Source organism: Thalassobaculum sp. (genome assembly GCF_965223715.1).
Taxonomy (GTDB): domain Bacteria; phylum Pseudomonadota; class Alphaproteobacteria; order Thalassobaculales; family Thalassobaculaceae; genus Thalassobaculum.
The window spans coordinates 267,617-286,413 of the sequence record NZ_OZ245012.1; the positions used below are offsets into that span (position 1 = coordinate 267,617).

The window sequence follows — 18,797 nt, forward strand, 5'->3', positions numbered from 1 at the left end:
ACGTCATGGCCATCATGCGCAGCGACGAGACGCGGGACGTGACCCGGTGGGACGATCCGCTGGGCCACGACACCGAGCGCAACCCGATGTCCTGGCGCTTCGTGCTGTGGGTCGGATACGCGATCCTGTTCCTGTTCTTCGGGGTGTTCGGCATCTGGGCGGCCTTCGCGCCGCTGGGCTCGGGGGCCATCGCCAACGGCCAGGTGCAGGTCGCCGGCAGCCAGAAGGTCGTGCAGCACCTGGAAGGCGGGATCATCAAGGAGATCCGGGTCCAGGAAGGCGATACGGTCCAGCAGGGCGACGTGCTGATGGTGCTCCAGGGCACCCAGGCCTCGGTCAACCAGGGCCGGCTGGTGCAGCGCATGCTCGCCCTCATGGGCGAAGAGGCCCGGCTGATCGCCGAGCGGGACGACCTGGAGACGGTGCGTTTCCCCGAGGCGCTGACCAGCAAGTCCGACGACCGCTACGTCCAGTCTATCCTGGAAGGCGAGCGCCGGCTCTTCGAGGGGCGCCGCGCCGCCTTCGAGAGCCAGCAGGGGCTGCTCGACAAGCGGGTGGCGAAGAGCCGCGAGGAGATCACCGCGCTCGCGGCCCAGCAGCGCTCCGACCGCCGCCAGCTCGCGATCATCGAGGAAGAGATCAAGGGCGTGCGCGAGTTGTTCGAGAAGGGGCTGGAGCGCAAGCCGCGCCTGCTTGCCCTGGAGCGTGAACAGGCCGCCCTTCAGGGGTCCATCGACAACCGCGAGGCCCTGATGGCCCGGGCCGAGCAGACGATCGCAGAGACCGAGTTCCAGCGCCTCACCGTGCAGGAGCAGAACCGGGCGGAGATCGAGACCGACCTGCGCGAGACCCAGACCCAGCTGCGGGACCTGCGCGAGCAGCTCGTCTCGGCCGATGATTCCATCGCCCGCAACACCGTCCGCGCGCCGATCGGCGGCAAGGTCTATGGCCTGCGCTTCCACACGGTGGGCGGGGTGATCGGCCCGGCCGAGCCGCTGATGAACATCGCGCCGGAGAATGACGAACTGATCGTCCGCGCCCAGCTTCAGCCGACCGACATCGACGTGGTCGAGGTCGGGGCCCCGGCAACGGTGCGCCTGACCGCCTACAGCCAGCGCACGGCCAAGCCGATCGACGGGCGGGTGATCGACATCTCTCCCGACGTGATGCAGCCCCAGGAGGGCGGCCAGCCCTACTACGAGGCGCGCGTCCGGCTCAGCACAGAGATGATGCGGCAGCACGATGTGGAACTGGTGCCCGGCATGCCGGCCATGGTGATCATCTCCACCGGCGACCAGACGCTGCTGGAATACCTGATCTCGCCGCTCACCCGGTCGCTGGACACCGCCCTGCGCGAGCAATAGCCCCATGAGCGTTCCGCCGCCGTTCCTCCCCTATGGGCGCCAGTGTATCGACGAGGCCGATATCGCGGCGGTGGCGGAGGTGCTGCGCGGCGATTTCCTGACCACGGGCCCGACGGTCGACGCCTTCGAGGCCGCCTTCGCCGCCGCCGTCGACGCGCCCTTCGCCGTCGCTTGCTCCAGCGGCACCGCCGGCCTGCACCTGGCGATGATGGCGCTGGGGGTCGGGCCGAGCGACCTGGTGGTGGTGCCGACGGTCACCTTCCTCGCCAGCGCCAACTGCGCGGTCTATGTGGGAGCGCAGCCGGTCTTCGCCGATATCGACCCGGAGACCGGACTGACCACGCTCGAGGCGATCACGGAAGCGGTCGCGCGGGCCGGACGGGACCGGGTCAAGGCGATCGTCGCGGTGCACCTGAACGGCCATTGCGTCGATGTGGCCGCCCTGGCGGCGGCCTTTCCGGAGATCCCGATCGTGGAGGATGCCTGTCACGCCCTCGGCGCGACCAATGGCGGCGAGAAGGTCGGCGCCTGCACCCATTCCGCCATCGCCATGTTCTCCACCCATCCGGTGAAGACGGTGGCGAGCGGCGAGGGTGGGGTGCTGTGCACCCGCGACCCGGTGCTGGACGAGCGCATGCGCCGTCACCGCAACCACGGCATGGTCCGCGACCCCGCCCGCTTCGCCAACCGCGAGGCTGGGTTCGACGCCTCGGGACAGCCGAATCCCTGGTACTATGAGATGCCAGAGCCTGGGTTCAACTACCGCCTGTCAGACATCCATGCCGCGCTCGGGCTGTCCCAGGTCTCCCGGCTGGCCGGCTTCGTCGAGCGCCGCCGCCATCTGCGTGGGCTTTACGAGAACGCGCTCGGTGCCTGCGGGCCCCATGTCCGAGCCCTGCCCACCGCCCCGGGCTGCGATCCGTCCTGGCATCTGTCGGTGGCGCTGATCGATTTCGCCGGCCTGGACGTCGAGCGCGGCACCGTCATGCGCCGGCTGCGCGACGACGGGGTCGGGACCCAGGTGCACTACTACCCGGTCCACCGCCAGCCCTTCTACCGCGAGACCGTGGCCACGCCGGCGCTTCCCGGCGCCGACCGCTACTACGCCCGGTGCCTCTCCCTGCCGCTGTTCCCGGCCATGGCGGATGGCGATGTGGACCACGTGGTCTCCGCCCTGATGCGGGCGGTCGGTAACGGCGGCGGGGCCGTCTGACGCCCAGCTTGCCGCCGACGCCGCTGAGCGGGACAATACGGGGTGATTCGCGCGTCCCGTGAAGGGGATAGGGCGCGGCATCGAGGCGGGAGGGCCGCATGCGGCAGTTCGATCAGAACTTCATCGACCTGAACGGAAAGACGGTGCTGGTCACCGGCGGTACCGGGTCGTTCGGCAAGCAGTTCATCCGGACCGTGCTCGCCAACTTCAAGACCCGGCGCTGCATCGTCTTCTCCCGCGACGAGCAGAAACAGTACGAGATGGGGCTGGAGATCTCGCCGGAGAAATACCCGGAGATCCGCTACTTCCTGGGCGACGTGCGCGACGTGGACCGGCTGGAGATGGCCATGCGCGGGGTCGACTACGTGATCCACGCCGCCGCGATCAAGCACGTGCCGACGGCCGAGTACAACCCGTTCGAATGCGTGATGACCAACGTCCACGGGGCGGAGAACATCGTCAAGGCGGCGATCCGCAGCAACGTGAAGCGGGTGATCGCGCTCTCCACCGACAAGGCGGCCAACCCGATCAACCTGTACGGCGCCACCAAGCTCGCCTCGGACAAGATCTTCATCGCCGCCAATAACCTGTCGGGGGCGGGTGGCTGCATCTTCTCGGTGGTGCGCTACGGCAACGTCATCGGCTCGCGCGGCAGCGTGATCCCGTTCTTCAAGCAGCTCATCGCCGACAGGAAGGACCACCTGCCGATCACCGACGAGCGCATGACCCGGTTCTGGATCACCCTGCAGCAGGGCGTGAACTTCGTGCTCAGTTCCCTCGAGATGATGAAGGGCGGGGAGATCTTCGTGCCGAAGATCGCGTCGATGAAGATCGTCGACGTGGCGTCCTGCCTCGGCCCGGGCCTGCCGCACAAGGTGGTCGGCATCCGCCCCGGCGAAAAGCTGCACGAGGTCATGGTGCCGGAGGACGACGCCCGTACCACGGTGGAGATCGACGACCGCTACATCATCCTGCCGGCCTTCACCGACGGCCCCCGGGCGGTCTGGACGAAGGCGGGGGCGAAGCCGGTCGACCCCGAGTTCCGCTACGCCAGCGACAGCAACGACGAATGGCTCAGCGCGGGCGACCTGGAAGGCATGGTGGAGACGATGTAGGGGGCATTCCCGCACGCTCACTCGCTCTCTGTTCCACCCCCCTTTTTCACTCCCCGGATTTATTCCGGGGCCTACCCGTCAGCGCGCTCAAACCCTTGGCGTCCTGGCGCGGTATCGACGTGGGCCCCGGAATGAATCCGGGGAGTGAAGAAAAAGGAGGAGGGCGCGCGTCCGCTCCTATCCCTCCGGCGGGATCGGCAGGCGTGCCTGGATCTCCTCGGCCTGCACCCCGTCCACGCACCACTTCGCCACCTTGAAGCCCGTCAGGCTCAGGCCGTGAAAGGATCTGCCGCTGCCCTCCGCGCGGATCAGCGCGACCTCGTGTCCCGCTTCCCGCACCGCCTGCGCATAGGCTTCCTGGGTGAAGAACGGCGTGTTCTTGTCGCGCGGATCGCCGATCACGAAAATCCGCCGGGACGGATCGGGGACGATCTCGGCCACATGGTCGATCGGGTCGTAGAAATCGCGGTAGCCGGTGATGTCGCGATCCCAGCCGTGGTGGCGGGCCCGCCGGGCGACGGCGACGACGCCCGAGGTGATCACCGCGCAGTCGATGTCGTCGCGTTTGGTCAGGAGCGATGCCACCACGTGACCGCCGCCGGACTGGCCGACCAGGGCGAGACGGTCGATCGCGTGGCGGTGCTTCACCTGGTCGAGGGCGGCATTGACGATCTCCGCCTCCTCGGCGCGGCGGCGCAGCTTGTGGAAGCCGGAAGAGCCGTAGGTGCCGGGGCGTGAGATCCTCACATAGGGCAGGCCGAGGGTCCCGGTCTCGCGCTGCGCGAAGCCCCGCAAGGTCTCGAGCGTGACGTTGGCGTAGCTGTCGAACCAGCCGGTGCGGCCGTCCAGGTACTGCCACATCACGTCGCCGTGGAAATACACCACCGCGACCGGGTTGGTGGTGTCGAGGCCGGCCAGGACATAGCGGATGCAGGTGCCGTCCCTGGGATCCCAGTCCGGATCGAGATCGACCCACACCGTGCCGCCCGCATCCCAGACCGTGTCCGCGGCGGTGCAGGTCTCCCGGTCCATGACGCTGCCGGAGAGCATGCGCTCGGGCGTCAGGGTGTTGGCGTTGCGCATCACCGGCGTGACGCAGCCGCCCAGGGCCAGCACGGCCCACAGCAGGCAGAAGAGGCGCGGCATCGGCAGGGTCCTCCGGAGGCCCTGCGGCGAGGGCGGTGCGGCGATTATCCCCGAAAAGATCGCGCTATGCGAGTGGCGCACGGGGTTTAGGTCGGGGCGTGGGTAGCCGGCGTGGGTAGGCGGCGCGGGCGAGGTCTGGGACCATCCCACGCCTCCTCTCCCCACTCCTTCCCTCTACACTCCCCGGATTTATTCCGGGGCGAGGCTGCAACTCGCTTCGCTACCCGATGGACACGCACGGCCTCGCCGCTTGCCCCGGAATAAATCCGTGGAGTGAGAGAAGGGAAGGAGCGGGGGATAGAAAGCGCGTTCAACCGCCGTTGGCGCCATCATCCTTGCGGGCCCAGCCGATCACCGAGACCGCCGGCCAGATCCAGACGATCCCGGCCACCACGTAATACAACGTCTCCGCCAGCACATGGTCCGGCACGAAATCGGCCAGGGTGACCACGGCGATGACGTAGAGCACGAGCCCGGCGATGATCACCAGGCCGGCGAGGGGAGATCTCCAGCGCATGGCGGCGACATAGCGCGCGGGAGGCGGCAGGGCAAGCGCTCGGCGAACCCTTCCGATTCCGCCGGATCTGTCGCTCCTGAGAGAGCGGTTGTCATATTCCCATGCTACCCGCGACCCTGACGTCCGATATCGACGGCTGACTTGCAGGCGCCCCGTTTCCGGTCGAGGATCGGCCGCACAGCCAGACCCGACCCGCGCCCCACCCGCCGGCGCGGCCCATCCCGGAAAGGCCACGCCCATGCCCATGATCACCCCCGCCGTGGTCGCCCTGCTGCTCAGCGTGATCCTGCTGCAGATGGCGAACGGGATGTTCTCCTCGCTGCTGGGGGTGCGGCTCGGCATGGAGCCGGACATCTCGTCCCAGGTGGCCGGTCTGGTGATGTCCGGCTATTTCGTCGGCATGGTCCTGGGCTGCCTCGCGGTACCGCGGATCATCGAGCAGGTCGGCCATGTGCGCACCTTCGCCGCCCTGGTGTCGATCATGTCGGCGGCATCGATCTCTCACGCCTTCTTCGTCGACCCCTGGTACTGGTTCACCCTGCGGGTGATCTACGGGATCTGCGTGGCCGGGGCCTACATGGTCGCGGAATCCTGGCTCAACGGGGCGACCAGTAACGACCAGCGCGGCTCCCTGCTGTCGATCTACATGGTGGCTCAGTACCTGGCGATGACCGGCGCCCAGTTCCTGCTGAACCTGGCGCCGCCGTCTAGCTTCATCCTCTACGCCCTGGTCTCGATCCTGTTCAGCCTGGCCCTGGTGCCGCTGACCCTGTCGCGCTCGGCGGCCTCCTCGTCGGTGACGCGCTCGGCGTTGAGCTTCCGGCAACTCTACCGGATCTCGCCGCTGGGCATGGTCGCCAGCTTCGGCAGCGGCATCCTCAGCGGCGCCCTGTTCGGCGCCTCCTCGGTCTATGCCACGGCGATCGGCTTCTCGGTGCCGGAGGTGGCGATCTTCGTCTCCGCCGTGCTCGGCGGCGGGCTGGTGATGCAGTGGCCGGTGGGCAAGATGTCCGACCTGATGGACCGGCGCACGGTGATCGCCGGGACCCTGGTGCTGTCGACCGTTCTGGGGCTGCTGCTCGCCTTCCTGCCGTTCCCGGGCTTCTGGGTCTTCGTGACCATGGCGGGGCTCTATGGCGGGTTGTGCATGACGGTCTATTCGCTCGCCATCGCCCATACCAACGACTACGTGGATTCCGCCGATCTCGTGGCCGCGAGCGCCGGGCTGCTGCTGGCCTTCGGAATCGGTGCGGTGGCCGGGCCGATCGCGGCGACCTCGGCCATGGAGTATGTCGGCAACTGGGGCTATTACGGCTTCGGCGCGCTCACCGCCGGGCTGCTGGCGCTGTTCACCCTGTGGCGGATGATGCAGCGCCCCGCCCTGCCGGTGGAGGAGCAGGGGCCGTGGGTCTCGGTCTCCCGCACCACCCCGGTCGCCGCCGAGCTCGATCCGCGCTGGGAACCGGAGGAGGAGACCGGCGACGAGGGACCGAAGCCGACCCCGGCGGCGGGGTGAGGGTTATCCCCCAAACCGTCTTCCCGGCCTTGTGCCGGGACCCCGGGTGACGCTTGCCGGAGCGTCAAAGATTTATCTCCGACGGTCCATCACGCGGACGTCTCGGTCCCGGCGCGAGGCCGGGAAGACGGAAGTGGGAAGTCGGAGAATGTGCGTCCCTACGCCGCTTCAGCCCCGTAATAGGTCGTCACCACATGGGTCGCCTGGGCGAAGAACAGCCAGCGCTCGACCGCCACGCCGAGGGTGCCGATCAGGGCCGCCAGCAGGGCCGGGATCCAGTCGCCGGAGGTCGCCATGATGCCGGCCACCATCAGCAGGGCGAAAGGCACCACGATGCCGGCCACCGCGGCGATCATCCGCAGCTTGCGTACGTGCTTGCGGGCGACCCGGTAGCCCATCTCGCGCATCACGAAGTTCTTCGAGGTCGACGGGCCGTCGAGCATCCGAACCTTGCCGAGGTTACCGAGGCCAGTCGCCGTGCCGGCGGTGGTGACCGGGGCGTCGGTGTCGATCTTCGACCAGTAGGTCCACTTCACCGCCGCGGCCCCGGCGCCGGCGATGATGGTGACCCAGATCAGCATAGTGGCGTCGCCGCCGAACCCGCAGACCAGCACCGCCATCCAAAGGCCCCCGGTATAGAGCGAGAACAGCAGGTAGCCCGGCAGCACCAGCGGGTGATGCCACTGGCGGATGGTCTTCAGCGAGGCGTAGATCATGCCGGTGCACACCACGGTGACCACGGCCCCGGCACTGGCGAGGATGCCGAACACGCCCCAGAAGCCGCGGGCGTCCCCGAACACGACCCAGCCCAGCGCGAAGATCAGCGCCGGCAGGTAGGTGACGATCGCGGCCAGGCCCTCGCGCGACAGCCAGGACGACCGCCACTGGGACATCGCCCGCCAGGCCCGCTCCGGATGGCCGAGATGGAAGGTCGAGGCGAGCAGGCCCGCGGTGATCAGGCCCAGGGCCAGGGCGAAGCCGACCAGCCCCGACCACAGACCGGCGGGAACCAGCCCGGCCGCACCGGCAAGCCCCATGAGGAACAGCAGACCGTAGCCGGCCCCGGACGCGGTGGTGAAGAAGATGACGGAGGAGGCGGGATGCATGTCTCGTTCCTCCCTCAGCGCGACAGCACGGCGTCGACCCACGTCAGGAAGCCGTTACCCCCGGCGTTGGATGGCACGGCGTCGGCGGCCTCGGCCGCCAGCGCCTCCAACTTCGTCGGCGCGCCGGTGTCGCCGGCATTCGCCTTGCGCGGACGCGGCGGCAGGTACTTGTTGGTCGGCTTGTAGCCCATCTCCGGCATCAGGTCGTAGCCGCCGCGCTCGGACACGAGCTTGGAGACGGCACTGCCGGCATCGCCCAGGTCGCCGAAATGGCGGGCCCCCGCCGGGCAGGTGGAGACGCAGGCCGGCACCCGATCAACCTCTTCCAGGTTCTCGTTGTAGATCTTGTCAATGCACAGGGTGCATTTCTTCATCACCCCGTCGGTGTAGTCGTATTCGCGCGCCCCATAAGGACAGGCCCAGGAGCACAGCTTGCAGCCGATGCAGGTGTCGGGGTTGACGAGGACGATGCCGTCCTCCTCGCGCTTGTAGCTCGCCCCGGTCGGGCAGACGGTCACGCAGGCCGGCTCCTCGCAATGCAGGCAGGAGCGCGGGAAGTGGACGGTGCGGCTCTCCGGCGCGTCGCCGACCTCGTAGGTGTGGACCCGGTTGAACCACACGCCCCAGGCGCCGGCGTCGTCGCCGTCCGCACTCTCGGTGCCGGAATAGGCGTTCCAGTCGGTCAGCGGGGCGGAATGGCCGCTGGCGTTCCATTCCTTGCAGTTCACCGCGCAGGCATGACAGCCCACGCAGATGTCCAGGTCGATGACGAGGCCGAGCTTCTTCGCCGGCGCCTTGGTGGGAAGCGAGGTCATTCGGCTGCCTCCTTCCCATAGCGCAGGGTGCCGGGCCCGGGTTTGCCGCCGGGCGGCTTGGGCAGTGGCGCGAAGCGCGGTTCGGCCTCGGTGCCCGGCGCGTCGGCCTCGGCCCGCTCGATGCGCACCCGCAGATCGTACCAGGCGGCCTGGCCGGTCACCGGGTCCGCATTGGCGTAGCGGTAGCCGCCGCCCTTCGGCGGCAGCAGCTCGGAGATCAGGTGGTTCAGCAGGAAGCCCTTGGTCGCTTCCGGTGCCTTGGGGTCGAGGCCCCAGGCCCCCTTGCGCTTGCCGATGGCGTTCCAGGTCCACACCGTGTCTGGGTTCACCCCTTCCATGAGCTGGACCTGGGCCTTGATGCGGCCATGGTGCGAGGTGACGTGGACCCAGTCGTCCTCGCCGATGCCGAGCTGCTCGGCCCGCTGGCGGCTCATGTACAGCTTGTTCAGCCCGTGGATCTGCCGCAGCCAGGCGTTCATCGAGCCCCAGGAATGGTACATGGCGGCCGGGCGCTGGGTGATGGCGTGCATCGGGAACCGGTCCAGCTCCTCGCCCAGCACCTCGCCCTCGAACGGCGCGTACCAGAAGGGCAGGGGGTCGAAATAGGTCTTCACCCGCTCGCGGTGATGTTCCGGCGGCACCACGCTGCCATGACCTTCGGCGGCGAGGCGGAAGGTCTGCAGCGGCTCGGAGTAGATCTGGTGGATGATCGGGTTCGCCGCCCCGATCAGGCCGAGCGACACCGCCTTCTCCAGGTACTCCTTGTTGGCATGCTTGAAGTAGCGCTCCGACGGCGCGAACTCGTGGCGCCAGAAGCACTGGTTGTCGACATAGCGCTGGAGCTGGTCCGGGTTCGGTTCGCCCTTGCCCTCCTTCGTACCATCGGCCCCGCGATAGCCGGCAAGCGGGCCGACGCCCGGCGCGCGCTCGTGGTTCGCCAGGTAGTCGGGATAGCCGCCGGGATATTTCGGCGAGCCGTCCTCCTTCGTGAGGCCGGGCAGGCCGAGGCGCACGCCGATCTCGATCAGCGCGTCCTGGAAGGGACGGACGTCGCGGTCGGGCTTCACCACCGGTTGCCGGATCGAGTCCGCCGCCCCGTCGGCGTCGCAGATCGGCCGGTCGAGCAGCGAGATGCAGTCCCAGCGCTCCAGATAGGTGGTGTCCGGCAGGATCAGGTCGGCATAGGCCACCATCTCCGAGGCATAGGCGTCGGAATAGATGATCTTCGGGATCTTGTACTCGCCGGTCGCCGGATCCTTGTCCGTCAGCATCTTCATGGTGCCCGACGAGTTCATCGTCGAGTTCCAGCTCATGTTCGCCATGTACATGAATAGGACGTCGATCGGGTACGGATCGCCGGCCCAGGCGTTCTGGATCACCATGTGCATCAGGCCGTGGGCGGCCACCGGCGCGTCCCAGGAATAGGCCTTGTCGATGCGGCGCGGCGTGCCGTCTTCCTCCACCAGCAGATCCTCCGGCGAGGTCGGAAAGCCGAGCGGCGGGCCACCCATGGGCTTGCCCGGCTCGATCTGCCCCGCCTTGCCCGCCGGCTTCAGCGGCGGCGGCACCGGACGCGGGAAAGGCGGCTTGTAGCGGAAGCCGCCGGGGGCGTCGATCGAGCCCAGCAGGAGCTGCAGCAGATGCAGCGCGCGGCAGGTGTGGAAGCCGTTGGAATGGGCGGAGATGCCGCGCATGGCATGCATGGCGACCGGCCGGCCGATCATCTTCTCGTGGCGCCGCCCCGCCCAGTCGGTCCAGGGCTGCTCGATCACCACCTCCTTCTCGAAGGCGGCATGGGCCAGTTCGGCGGCGATGCGCCGGATGCGGTCGGCGTCGAGGCCGCAGCGCTCGGCCACTGCATCCGGGGCATAGTCGTCGGACGTGTAGCGGTCGTACAGGAGCTGGAACGCCGGCACCGCCTTGCGGCCGTCGGCCAGCGTGTGCTCCCCGACCAGGGCGGGTGCGACCTCGGCCAGCATGGCGTTGGCCAGCGCGCCGGCCTTCTTGTCGAAGCAGAGCGGGTGGCCGTCGGCGTCGCGGGCGAACAGGCCGTGATCGGCGGCACCCGGGGCCTGGATCACCAGCCAGGGTGCGTTGGTGTAGCGCACGAGGTAGTCGAGATCGACGCGCCGCGCCTTCAGCAGCTCGTGCATCAGCGCCATGACGAACAGGCCGTCGGTGCCCGGGCGGATGCCGACCCATTCGTCGGCGATGGCGGAATAGCCGGTCTTCACCGGGTTGACCGAGACGAACTTGGCTCCGCGCGTCTTGATCCGGCCGAGGCCGGCCTTGATCGGGTTGCTGTCATGATCCTCGGCCACGCCGAACATCATGAAGTATTCGGTGTGCTCCCAGTCCGGTTCGCCGAACTCCCAGAACGAGCCGCCGATGGTGTATAGGCCGGCCGCGGCCATGTTCACCGAACAGAACCCGCCATGGGCGGCATGGTTCGGGGTGCCGAACTGGCTCGCCCACCAGCCGGTCAGCGACTGCGACTGGTCGCGCCCGGTGAAGAAGGCGAGCTTGCGGGGATCGGTCTTGCGCACGTCGCCGAGCCATTGGGCCGCGGTGGACAGCGCCTCCTCCCACTCGATCTCCTGGAACTCGCCGGAGCCGCGCGGACCGACCCGTTTCAGCGGCTTGGACAGCCGCGCCGGCGAGTAGTGCTGCATGATCCCGGCGGACCCCTTGGCGCAGAGCACGCCCTTGTTCACCGGGTGGTTCTTGTTGCCCTCGATGTAGCGGATCTTGCCGTCCTTGAGGTGGACCTTGATCCCGCACCGGCAGGCGCACATGTAGCAGGTCGTATAGGCGACTGAATCGGAGACGGTCGGCGAGGTGTCGACGACCTCACGCACGGTCTCCAGGGGATTTGAGATCATTGCCTCTTCCGGGCTAGACGAGCATGGCCCGCGAGCATCGCAGCCCCCAGTGGGAGCGGTCAAGGCACGGCCCGGCGCCGAAAGCCCTGTCCTGTCCGAATGTTGCTCAACTCGATCGTATATCGGTCCCGGGATCGCGCCCGAACCGGCCGGTCAGGTCAGCGCGTCGATCTCGGCATCGGTGAGGGAGCCGGGCACGATGGTGATCGGGATGCGCAGGCGCGAGGCTGCCTTGGTCATGAGGTGGCTGACCAGCGGGCCCGGATTGTCCGATTTCGGGGCCGCCGCCAGAACGAGGATGGAAATGGACGGCTCCTCCTCGATCAGCTTCAGCAGCTCGTCGCGGGCCGTCCCCTCGCGGATATAGACCACCGGAATCGAGCCCGAGAGGTCTATGACCTGCTGGCTGACCCGCTCCAGAAGCGCCTCGGCCTCCTGACGCGCCTCCTCGCGCATCAGTTCGCCGACGCCCATCCAGTGCTGGAACTCCACCGGCTCGACGCTGCGGAACAGGGCCAGACGGCCGCCGGTATGGCGGGCGCGTTGGCTTGCGAAACGCAGCGCCACATTCAGTTCCTCGCTGTCGTCCACGACCACGAGAAATACGCGTTGAGTCTCTTCCGACGTCTCGCTCATGTCCGCTCGACCCTGACCCCAGGAGCCTGATCGCTCACCCGACCTTACGACCGATCCATGCCGCGAGCCAACCCGCAGCGATGGCGATGATGATCGCGAGCAAACCATAGGCGGCGGAGTTGCCATGGGCGAACAGGAAAATATCGGCGCCGATGCCGGTCTTGGAGACCACAAGCGGCGTGGTCTGGGCATGTACGGCGGAGCCGTCGCGCAGGAAATAGACGGCGACCGTATAGGTGCCGGTCACCACATTCGCCGGCAAGTGGATGCGCGTGCGGAACAGCCGGTTGGACAGCACGGTGATCGGCAGGACCTTCTCGGAGAACAGGCCGATGGCCTGCTTGTTGCGGATCAGGCCGGCCCGGAAGATGGCGGCCGTTCCCGGATCGATCTCCGGATCCTCGGGTCGCAGGTACAGGTTCTCGATCCCGATCTCCTGACGCTGGCGGATATCGGCGCTGGCCACATTCTCCAGCGGCTCGGTCGAGGCAACCGCGTAGAACGACGGGGTGTTGGCAAAGGTCACCGATTCCACGTTCGCCCAGACCCCGGCGACCCGCTCCTGGCGCCGCACGGTGACGTTGCTGCGCGGGCCGGTGACGGTGACGACGATCTCGCCTTCGCCCTCCACCGCGCCGAACAGCAGGACGTCCGCCCCGGTGAAGCCGGTGGTGATCGCGACCAGGTGATCGCTGAGGTCGGCCACCAGGTCCTGCTGGGCGCGGGCCGGCATGTCGCTGATCAGTCCGGTGGCGAGGGCGAGGAAGAGAAGGATGCGCCCCATCATCGCCCGGATCCGTCCCGGGCGCCGGCGGGGCCCCGTCCCGGCCCCAGCAGTCCGCCCGCTCCCGGAACCGGGAACTCGATCACCGACCGCTCGGCGAAGGGCAGATAGAGGTGCATCAGGCGCCCGATCCGTGGAGGACTGAAGTCCGACTGGGCCGGCGACCGCTTCTGGCGATGGTGTCCGCCGGCTCAAATGAGATCGCGCCCCACCGTGGAAGACGGGGGGCGACGAAATATCCCTACACCCATACGCCCTGCCTTGAAAGGTTTATTTATTTGAGGGCCTTAGCTTGGGTGTTTTCGATCAGGCCCCGGGCTCCACCACATGCCCGGACTGGACCCAGCCCATGATTCCGCCCTGCAGCCGATAGAACTGGCGGTCGCTGCCATTGGCGACCATCCGGTCGGCCGCGTGGCCGCAGCGCACGCCGCTCTTGCAGTGGAACACGATCTTCTTGTCCGCCGGCAGCTCCACCGCGTCCGGATCGAAGCTGGACAGGGGAATCAGCCGGGAGCCGGGGATCCGCGCCTGGGCGAATTCCGCCTCCTCGCGCACGTCGATCAGGTCGACGGAGCCGTCGGCCAGCCAGTCGGCCAGGGTATCGGCATCAATGAATTCGGGCGTCGCCATGGGGCATTCCTTGTTGCGGATGGGACCGGGCGCATCCTGGCGCCGACGGAGCGCCATCACAAGCCTTGGCAGGCGGCGGGCGGCCGACTTAGGCTCACCCGGCCGCCGGCAGTGGGGAACTGGAGAATGTGGGACGCGCTCTGGATCGACATCGATATCGCCACCTGTGCATCGGCCGGCGAATACGGTCGGATCGAGGACGGCGCGATCGGCGTCAAGGACGGACGCATCGCCTGGATCGGACCGCGCGGCGAGCTGCCGGGGCCGATCGAGGATCTGGCGGCCGTCCGTAACAGCGGCGAACAGAACTGGGTCACCCCGGCTCTGATCGACTGCCACACCCACCTGGTCTATGGCGGCCAGCGCGCCGGTGAGTTCGAGAAGCGGCTGTCGGGCGTCAGTTACGCCGAGATCTCGCGCGCCGGCGGCGGCATCCGCGCGACCGTCGCCTCCACCCGCGCGGCGAGCGAGGCGGAGCTGCTCCGCTCGGCCATGCGCCGGCTGGCGCCGCTGATCGCCGAGGGTGTGACCGTGGTGGAGATCAAGTCAGGCTACGGGCTCGACCTGGAGACCGAGCTGAAGATGCTGCGGGTCGCCCGCGCCATCGAGCGCGAGGCGCCGGTGGACGTCATCACCACCTTCCTCGGCGCCCATGCGGTGCCGCCCGAGTTCGAGGGCGATGCGGACGGCTATATCGACTTCGTCTGCGACGAGGTGCTGCCGGGAGCGGTCGAACAGGGGCTGGTCGATCAGGTCGACGCCTTCTGCGAGACCATCGCCTTCTCGCCCGAGCAGGTGGAGCGGGTCTTCGAGGCGGCGAAGCTGTTCAACCTGCCGGTCAAGCTGCACGCCGAGCAGCTCAGCGATTTCGGCGGGGCCGAGCTCGCCGCCGAATACGGCGCGCTCTCGGCCGACCACCTGGAATACCTGTCGCCGGCCGGCGTACGGGCCATGGCCCAGGCCGGGACCGTCGCGGTGCTGCTGCCGGGCGCGTTCTACATGCTGGGCGAGAAACAGCCGCCGCCGGTCGCCCGGCTGCGCGAGGCCGGCGTGCCGATCGCGCTGGCGACCGACAGCAATCCGGGCTCCTCGCCGGTGACCTCGCTGCTGGCGACCATGAACATGGGCTGCGTTCTGTTCGGCCTGACGCCGGTCGAGGTCCTGGCCGGGGTGACCCGCAACGCCGCCAAGGCGCTGGGCCTTGGCGAGACGCGGGGCACCCTGGAGGTCGGAAAGGCGGCCGATTTCGTGATCTGGGACATCGAGGAGCCGGCCGAACTCGCCTATCGGCTCGGCTTCAACCCCTGTGTCGACGTCATCCGGGCAGGAGTTCCGACTCTCGTCGGCTGACGGTGGCGGGCCGGCTGGAGGCGAGGGCCGCTTCCACGGCGGCGCGGGCCTCCATGAACGCGGCCGACAGGCGCAGCGCATCGTCGCGCGGATGGGCGAAGGGGACGGCCACCTCGGCCACCACCCGTCCCGGGCGCGGCGACAGCACGACCACCCGGTCGGCCAGGAAAAGCGCCTCCTCCACATCGTGGGTGACCAGGATCACGGTCGCCGAGGTGCGCTGGCGCACCCGCTCCAGCAGCGCCTGCATGTCCCGTCGGGTCAGGCTGTCGAGCGCGCCGAAGGGCTCGTCCAGCAGCAGCAGATCCGGCTCCGGCGCCAGCGCGCGGGCCAGGGCCGCGCGCTGGGCCATGCCGCCGGACAGGGTCGCGGGCAGCGCCTTGCCGAAATCGGCGATGTCGACGGCGGCGAGCCAGTCCGCCGCACGCCGGTCGCCCTCGGTCCGCGCCACGCCCTGCTCGTCCAGGCCGAAGCGGACATTGGCGGCGATGTCGAGCCAGGGGAACAGGGCCGGCTGCTGGAACACCATCCCACGCTTGGGATCGGGACCGGTCACCGGCACTCCGTCCACGGCGATGGACCCGCCGGTGGGCGCGACCAGGCCGGCGACGAGCCGCAGCAGGGTTGATTTCCCGCAGCCCGACGGGCCGACCAGGGCGACGAATTCGCCGGCGGCCACGCTCAGGTCGAGCGGTCCCAGGACGCCGAGGGACCCGAAACTGTGGGTGACCCCGGAGACGGTGACGGCGGTGTCGGGTGCGGTGGGCATCGGGCGCTATCCGGTCAGTCGAGCTTCAGCACAGCCTCGCACCGGCCGATCCAGTTTCCAACCGCCGGTCTGCTGGCGAGGTCGAACCCGCCTTCCTCCGCCAGCCGGGTATAGGCCAGCAGCGCGATGTCGGCGATGGTCAGGTTCGGGCCCACCAGGAAGTCGCGACCCGTCAGCGCCCTGTCCATGGCGTCGAGGGCGGCCTCGCCGCGATGCACCCGCCAGGCCTCGCGGGTCTCCTTTGGTTCGCCCTTGTAGTGCATGTGGAAGCGGCAGACGGCGATATAGGGCTCGTGGCTGTACTGCTCCCAGAACAGCCATTCCGCCACCTTTGCCCGGTCGAAGGCGTCGGCCGGCAGCAGATCGGTGCCCTCAGCTAGGTACTGCAGGATGGCGTTGGACTGGCCGAGCGCACGGCCGTCGTCCAGCACGATCACCGGCACCTGGCCCATGGGGTTGAGGGCGAGGAACTCCGGCGTCCGGCTCTCGCCCTTCATGATGTCGATATCGGTCCACGTGTAGGACAGGCCGAGATGGTCAGCCGCGTACTTGACCTTCAGGCAGTTGCCCGAGGCGGTGTCTCCGAGAATGCGCATGGTCGGGGGGCTCCGGCGGAGGGGAGGGTCAGAGGGGAGTAACGGGAGGGGCGTTGCGCTGGATGTGGCGGATCTTGTCGAGGCCGGGGACCATCTCGGCCAGCAGCCAGTCGGCCCGCTTGTTCGGGCTGCCGCTCTCGCCGGGAAAATCCTCCTGCCAGCGGACCATCTTCACGGACAGGGCGCAGAGGATGCCCCCGATGGTGCGGTGGTTGCTGGTCACCAGCCGGCGCAGATGGGCATAGCGGTATTCCGAGAGGTCCTTCCAGAACTCCATGCTGGCTTCGTCGAACGCCTTGAAGCGCAGCATGGTGAAGGCGATCGCCTCCTCCATCTGGGCGTCGACGATGTCGGTATAGCGCATCGCGTCCTTGTTGTGCCGCAGGTGGGAGGAGCGGATGCCGTCATGGGTCCAGGCCTTGAACCGCCCGAAGGTCGGCCGGATCTCCTCCAGGGTACGCTTGAAGTAGGAGAGCGACAGGAAGATGTCGCCGTAATCCTCCAGGAAGCCGGGGATCTGGTCGACCTCGATGCCCAGCGCCTCGGAGATCGACTTGATCCGCTTCAGCGCCACGTCCCGGTCGACGCCGCGGAACATCTCGAAGATCTCGCTCGCCGAGGACACGTCCTTTGTGTCGTTGCCGAAGACCTTCTGGATCAGTGGGCGGGTGAAGACCCGCATGTATTCGGTCAGCTTCTCCTGCATCTGCGGCGACAGGCGCAGGTGCTCGGCCTCGTCCACCTTGATGTTGTGGGACCGCAGGGCCAGGCGCAGGGAATAGACGTCGAAGCTGGGTTCCTGGGCCAGCACCTCGACGATGGTGCGATCCTCCTCGAAGCTGGGGGCCGAGGTGTCGAAATAATCGCCGAGCGCGCGGATATCGATCTGGCCGGAGCCGGCGCGGTTGTCCTTGAACAGCTCGACGACCGTGTCGAGCCGGGCGTTCTTGACGAGCCGGGTGCGGCGCATGCCGGGAGTGCGAAGAGGGATGATCGCGAGGGGCAGGATGTGCAGCGCATCCTTTTCCTCGGCGCTATAGCCCTCCGTGTCGATCGCCTCCGTCGACATCAATCCCCCTAAAATGCCGGAAAAATATTTTCAAACCGGCTTATCATCCGAACACTTATCAGACCCGTCGGTGGGCGAACAACAATGGTGCATCGCGTAATCCGGGGATCACGCATCGCGCGAGAACCGATCCGACGGTACCATGTGATGTTGGAGGGTAAGATGTCGATTGTCACATGGATACGTGGAAAACTTTCGAAATCAACGCCTGGCGCGGCGGATCGCCGTCGAAATGAGCGCTATTCGGTCAGCTCGGGGCTTGAAGTCATTGTCGACGGTGCCGCGTCCGACTGCCGGGTCGACAACGTGTCGGCCGGTGGCGTGCGGGTGCTGCCGGCGGTGGCGGCGCCGGTGGGATCGGTGGTCACCGTGCGCGATCCCGCAACGGGGATGAGTCTCGACGGCGAGGTGCTCGGTCATGAGGGCGGGGGAACGCGCCTGCGCTTCGCGTCGGAGGATGCCGGCATCATCGTCTCCACCTGGATGCGCATGGCCGGCGAGGACGGTCCGTCCAGAACCGCCTAATGCAAACGGGGCGGCAAGGCCGCCCCGTCGGGTCAGTTGGTTCCTGGCACAGGATCAGGGCACGTCGACCAGGACGATCTCCGCATCCTCGGTGGCAGTGATCTCGACGCTGTCCACGTCGGCGATCGCGACACCGTCGCGGGCCTTGGCGGCGACGCCGTTCACCTCGATCGCGCCCACGGCGGCTACCAGATAGGCCTTGCGGCCCTTGGCCAACGTGTGGGTGACGCTCTCACCGGCCTTGATGGTGGCGCCGAGCACGGCGGCATCCTGGTTGATGCTGAGCGCGCCGTTCTCTGCGTCCTGGGGCCGGCCGGAGGCCAGCACCACGAGCTCGCCGGACCGGTCGCCCTTGGGAAACTGGCGGGCATCCCAGCGCGGCTCGAACCCGCGGCCCGAGGGCTCGATCCAGATCTGGAAGATCTGGGTCTGATCCGGCTCCTGGTTGTACTCGGCGTGCACGATGCCGGTTCCGGCCGACATCACCTGCACGTCACCGGCCTCGGTCCGGCCCTGGTTGCCCAGGCGGTCCATATGGGTGATCGCCCCTTTGCGGACATAGGTGATGATCTCCATGTCGCGGTGCGGGTGCGGATCGAACCCGGTGCCCGGCTCGATCGTGTCGTCGTTCCACACGCGCAGGGCGCCGAAGCCCATCCGCCGGGGATCCATGTAATGGCCGAAGCTGAAGTGATGGCTGGCGTTCAGCCAGTCGATCCGGAACTTGCCGAGGGAATCAAAGGGACGCACGTCGATCATCG

General features: G+C 68.0%; 18 protein-coding genes. 6 read left to right on the plus strand and 12 right to left on the minus strand.

The genetic code is table 11. From position 1 onward, the window contains the following. Nucleotides 1-5 precede the first annotated feature (5 nt). From ACOQOP_RS01265 to pseB, 3 genes are all read left to right on the plus strand, one after another. Nucleotides 6-1,364, plus strand: a complete 1,359-nt coding sequence (locus tag ACOQOP_RS01265; RefSeq protein WP_420564499.1) for an HlyD family type I secretion periplasmic adaptor subunit — start codon at nucleotides 6-8, stop codon at nucleotides 1,362-1,364. Nucleotides 1,365-1,368: 4 nt separating this feature from the next. After that, nucleotides 1,369-2,577 (plus strand): UDP-4-amino-4,6-dideoxy-N-acetyl-beta-L-altrosamine transaminase, encoded by a 1,209-nt coding sequence (gene pseC / locus ACOQOP_RS01270; RefSeq protein ID WP_420564500.1) that lies wholly within the window; start codon nucleotides 1,369-1,371, stop codon nucleotides 2,575-2,577. 98 nt (nucleotides 2,578-2,675) lie between these two features. Then, nucleotides 2,676-3,692 carry a UDP-N-acetylglucosamine 4,6-dehydratase (inverting) gene (gene pseB, locus ACOQOP_RS01275; RefSeq protein WP_420564501.1) on the plus strand — a complete coding sequence of 339 codons (1,017 nt, stop codon included), beginning with the start codon at nucleotides 2,676-2,678 and terminating at the stop codon, nucleotides 3,690-3,692. A 177-nt stretch (nucleotides 3,693-3,869) separates the two neighbouring features. Here the strand turns inward: pseB and ACOQOP_RS01280 are convergent, their stop codons facing one another. Beyond that, the gene (locus ACOQOP_RS01280; protein ID WP_420564502.1) at nucleotides 3,870-4,838 is read right to left on the minus strand and encodes an alpha/beta hydrolase family protein; all 969 of its coding nucleotides are present in this window, start codon (nucleotides 4,836-4,838) and stop codon (nucleotides 3,870-3,872) included. Between the two features lie 310 nt (nucleotides 4,839-5,148). Further along, complete coding sequence (locus ACOQOP_RS01285) at nucleotides 5,149-5,355, minus strand: DUF2842 domain-containing protein (protein ID WP_420564503.1); 207 nt, start codon at nucleotides 5,353-5,355, stop codon at nucleotides 5,149-5,151. 238 nt (nucleotides 5,356-5,593) lie between these two features. On the opposite strand from ACOQOP_RS01285, the gene ACOQOP_RS01290 reads away from it, so the two are divergent. After that, nucleotides 5,594-6,871: an MFS transporter gene (locus ACOQOP_RS01290; RefSeq protein WP_420564504.1), complete on the plus strand. Its 1,278-nt coding sequence runs from the start codon at nucleotides 5,594-5,596 to the stop codon at nucleotides 6,869-6,871. Between the two features lie 158 nt (nucleotides 6,872-7,029). Here the strand turns inward: ACOQOP_RS01290 and ACOQOP_RS01295 are convergent, their stop codons facing one another. From ACOQOP_RS01295 to ACOQOP_RS01320, 6 genes are all read right to left on the minus strand, one after another. Next, nucleotides 7,030-7,977, minus strand: a complete 948-nt coding sequence (locus tag ACOQOP_RS01295) for a dimethyl sulfoxide reductase anchor subunit family protein (RefSeq protein ID WP_420564505.1) — start codon at nucleotides 7,975-7,977, stop codon at nucleotides 7,030-7,032. A 14-nt stretch (nucleotides 7,978-7,991) separates the two neighbouring features. Continuing rightward, nucleotides 7,992-8,792 carry a 4Fe-4S dicluster domain-containing protein gene (locus ACOQOP_RS01300; RefSeq protein ID WP_420564506.1) on the minus strand — a complete coding sequence of 267 codons (801 nt, stop codon included), beginning with the start codon at nucleotides 8,790-8,792 and terminating at the stop codon, nucleotides 7,992-7,994. Further along, entirely contained in the window at nucleotides 8,789-11,674 is a 2,886-nt protein-coding gene (locus ACOQOP_RS01305; RefSeq protein WP_420564507.1) for a molybdopterin oxidoreductase family protein, read from the minus strand. Before ACOQOP_RS01305 ends, ACOQOP_RS01300 begins: the two co-directional genes overlap by 4 nt. Nucleotides 11,675-11,827: 153 nt before the next feature. Next, entirely contained in the window at nucleotides 11,828-12,310 is a 483-nt protein-coding gene (locus tag ACOQOP_RS01310; RefSeq protein WP_420564508.1) for a universal stress protein, read from the minus strand. A gap of 34 nt (nucleotides 12,311-12,344) precedes the next feature. Further along, nucleotides 12,345-13,097 (minus strand): TIGR02186 family protein, encoded by a 753-nt coding sequence (locus ACOQOP_RS01315; protein WP_420564509.1) that lies wholly within the window; start codon nucleotides 13,095-13,097, stop codon nucleotides 12,345-12,347. A 303-nt stretch (nucleotides 13,098-13,400) separates the two neighbouring features. Further along, the gene (locus tag ACOQOP_RS01320; RefSeq protein ID WP_420564510.1) at nucleotides 13,401-13,727 is read right to left on the minus strand and encodes a rhodanese-like domain-containing protein; all 327 of its coding nucleotides are present in this window, start codon (nucleotides 13,725-13,727) and stop codon (nucleotides 13,401-13,403) included. Nucleotides 13,728-13,853: 126 nt separating this feature from the next. Here ACOQOP_RS01320 and hutI point away from each other — a divergent pair, with 126 nt between their 5' ends. Continuing rightward, complete coding sequence (gene hutI / locus ACOQOP_RS01325) at nucleotides 13,854-15,077, plus strand: imidazolonepropionase (protein WP_420564511.1); 1,224 nt, start codon at nucleotides 13,854-13,856, stop codon at nucleotides 15,075-15,077. Here the strand turns inward: hutI and ACOQOP_RS01330 are convergent. Genes ACOQOP_RS01330 through ACOQOP_RS01340 form a run of 3 tightly spaced genes read right to left on the minus strand, consistent with a single transcriptional unit; the run spans nucleotide 15,043 to nucleotide 17,511 of the window. Beyond that, nucleotides 15,043-15,846 (minus strand): ABC transporter ATP-binding protein, encoded by an 804-nt coding sequence (locus ACOQOP_RS01330; protein WP_420564512.1) that lies wholly within the window; start codon nucleotides 15,844-15,846, stop codon nucleotides 15,043-15,045. The two genes, hutI and ACOQOP_RS01330, sit on opposite strands and share 35 nt — an antisense overlap. A gap of 14 nt (nucleotides 15,847-15,860) precedes the next feature. Further along, complete coding sequence (locus tag ACOQOP_RS01335) at nucleotides 15,861-16,442, minus strand: glutathione S-transferase family protein (protein ID WP_420564513.1); 582 nt, start codon at nucleotides 16,440-16,442, stop codon at nucleotides 15,861-15,863. Nucleotides 16,443-16,470: 28 nt separating this feature from the next. Continuing rightward, the gene (locus ACOQOP_RS01340) at nucleotides 16,471-17,511 is read right to left on the minus strand and encodes a hypothetical protein (protein ID WP_420564514.1); all 1,041 of its coding nucleotides are present in this window, start codon (nucleotides 17,509-17,511) and stop codon (nucleotides 16,471-16,473) included. Between the two features lie 162 nt (nucleotides 17,512-17,673). Here ACOQOP_RS01340 and ACOQOP_RS01345 point away from each other — a divergent pair, with 162 nt between their 5' ends. Beyond that, nucleotides 17,674-18,036 (plus strand): PilZ domain-containing protein, encoded by a 363-nt coding sequence (locus ACOQOP_RS01345; RefSeq protein ID WP_420564515.1) that lies wholly within the window; start codon nucleotides 17,674-17,676, stop codon nucleotides 18,034-18,036. Nucleotides 18,037-18,090: 54 nt separating this feature from the next. Here the strand turns inward: ACOQOP_RS01345 and ACOQOP_RS01350 are convergent, their stop codons facing one another. Next, nucleotides 18,091-18,795, minus strand: coding sequence for a pirin family protein (locus ACOQOP_RS01350; protein WP_420564516.1), 705 nt, complete (start codon nucleotides 18,793-18,795; stop codon nucleotides 18,091-18,093). Nucleotides 18,796-18,797: the final 2 nt, after the last annotated feature.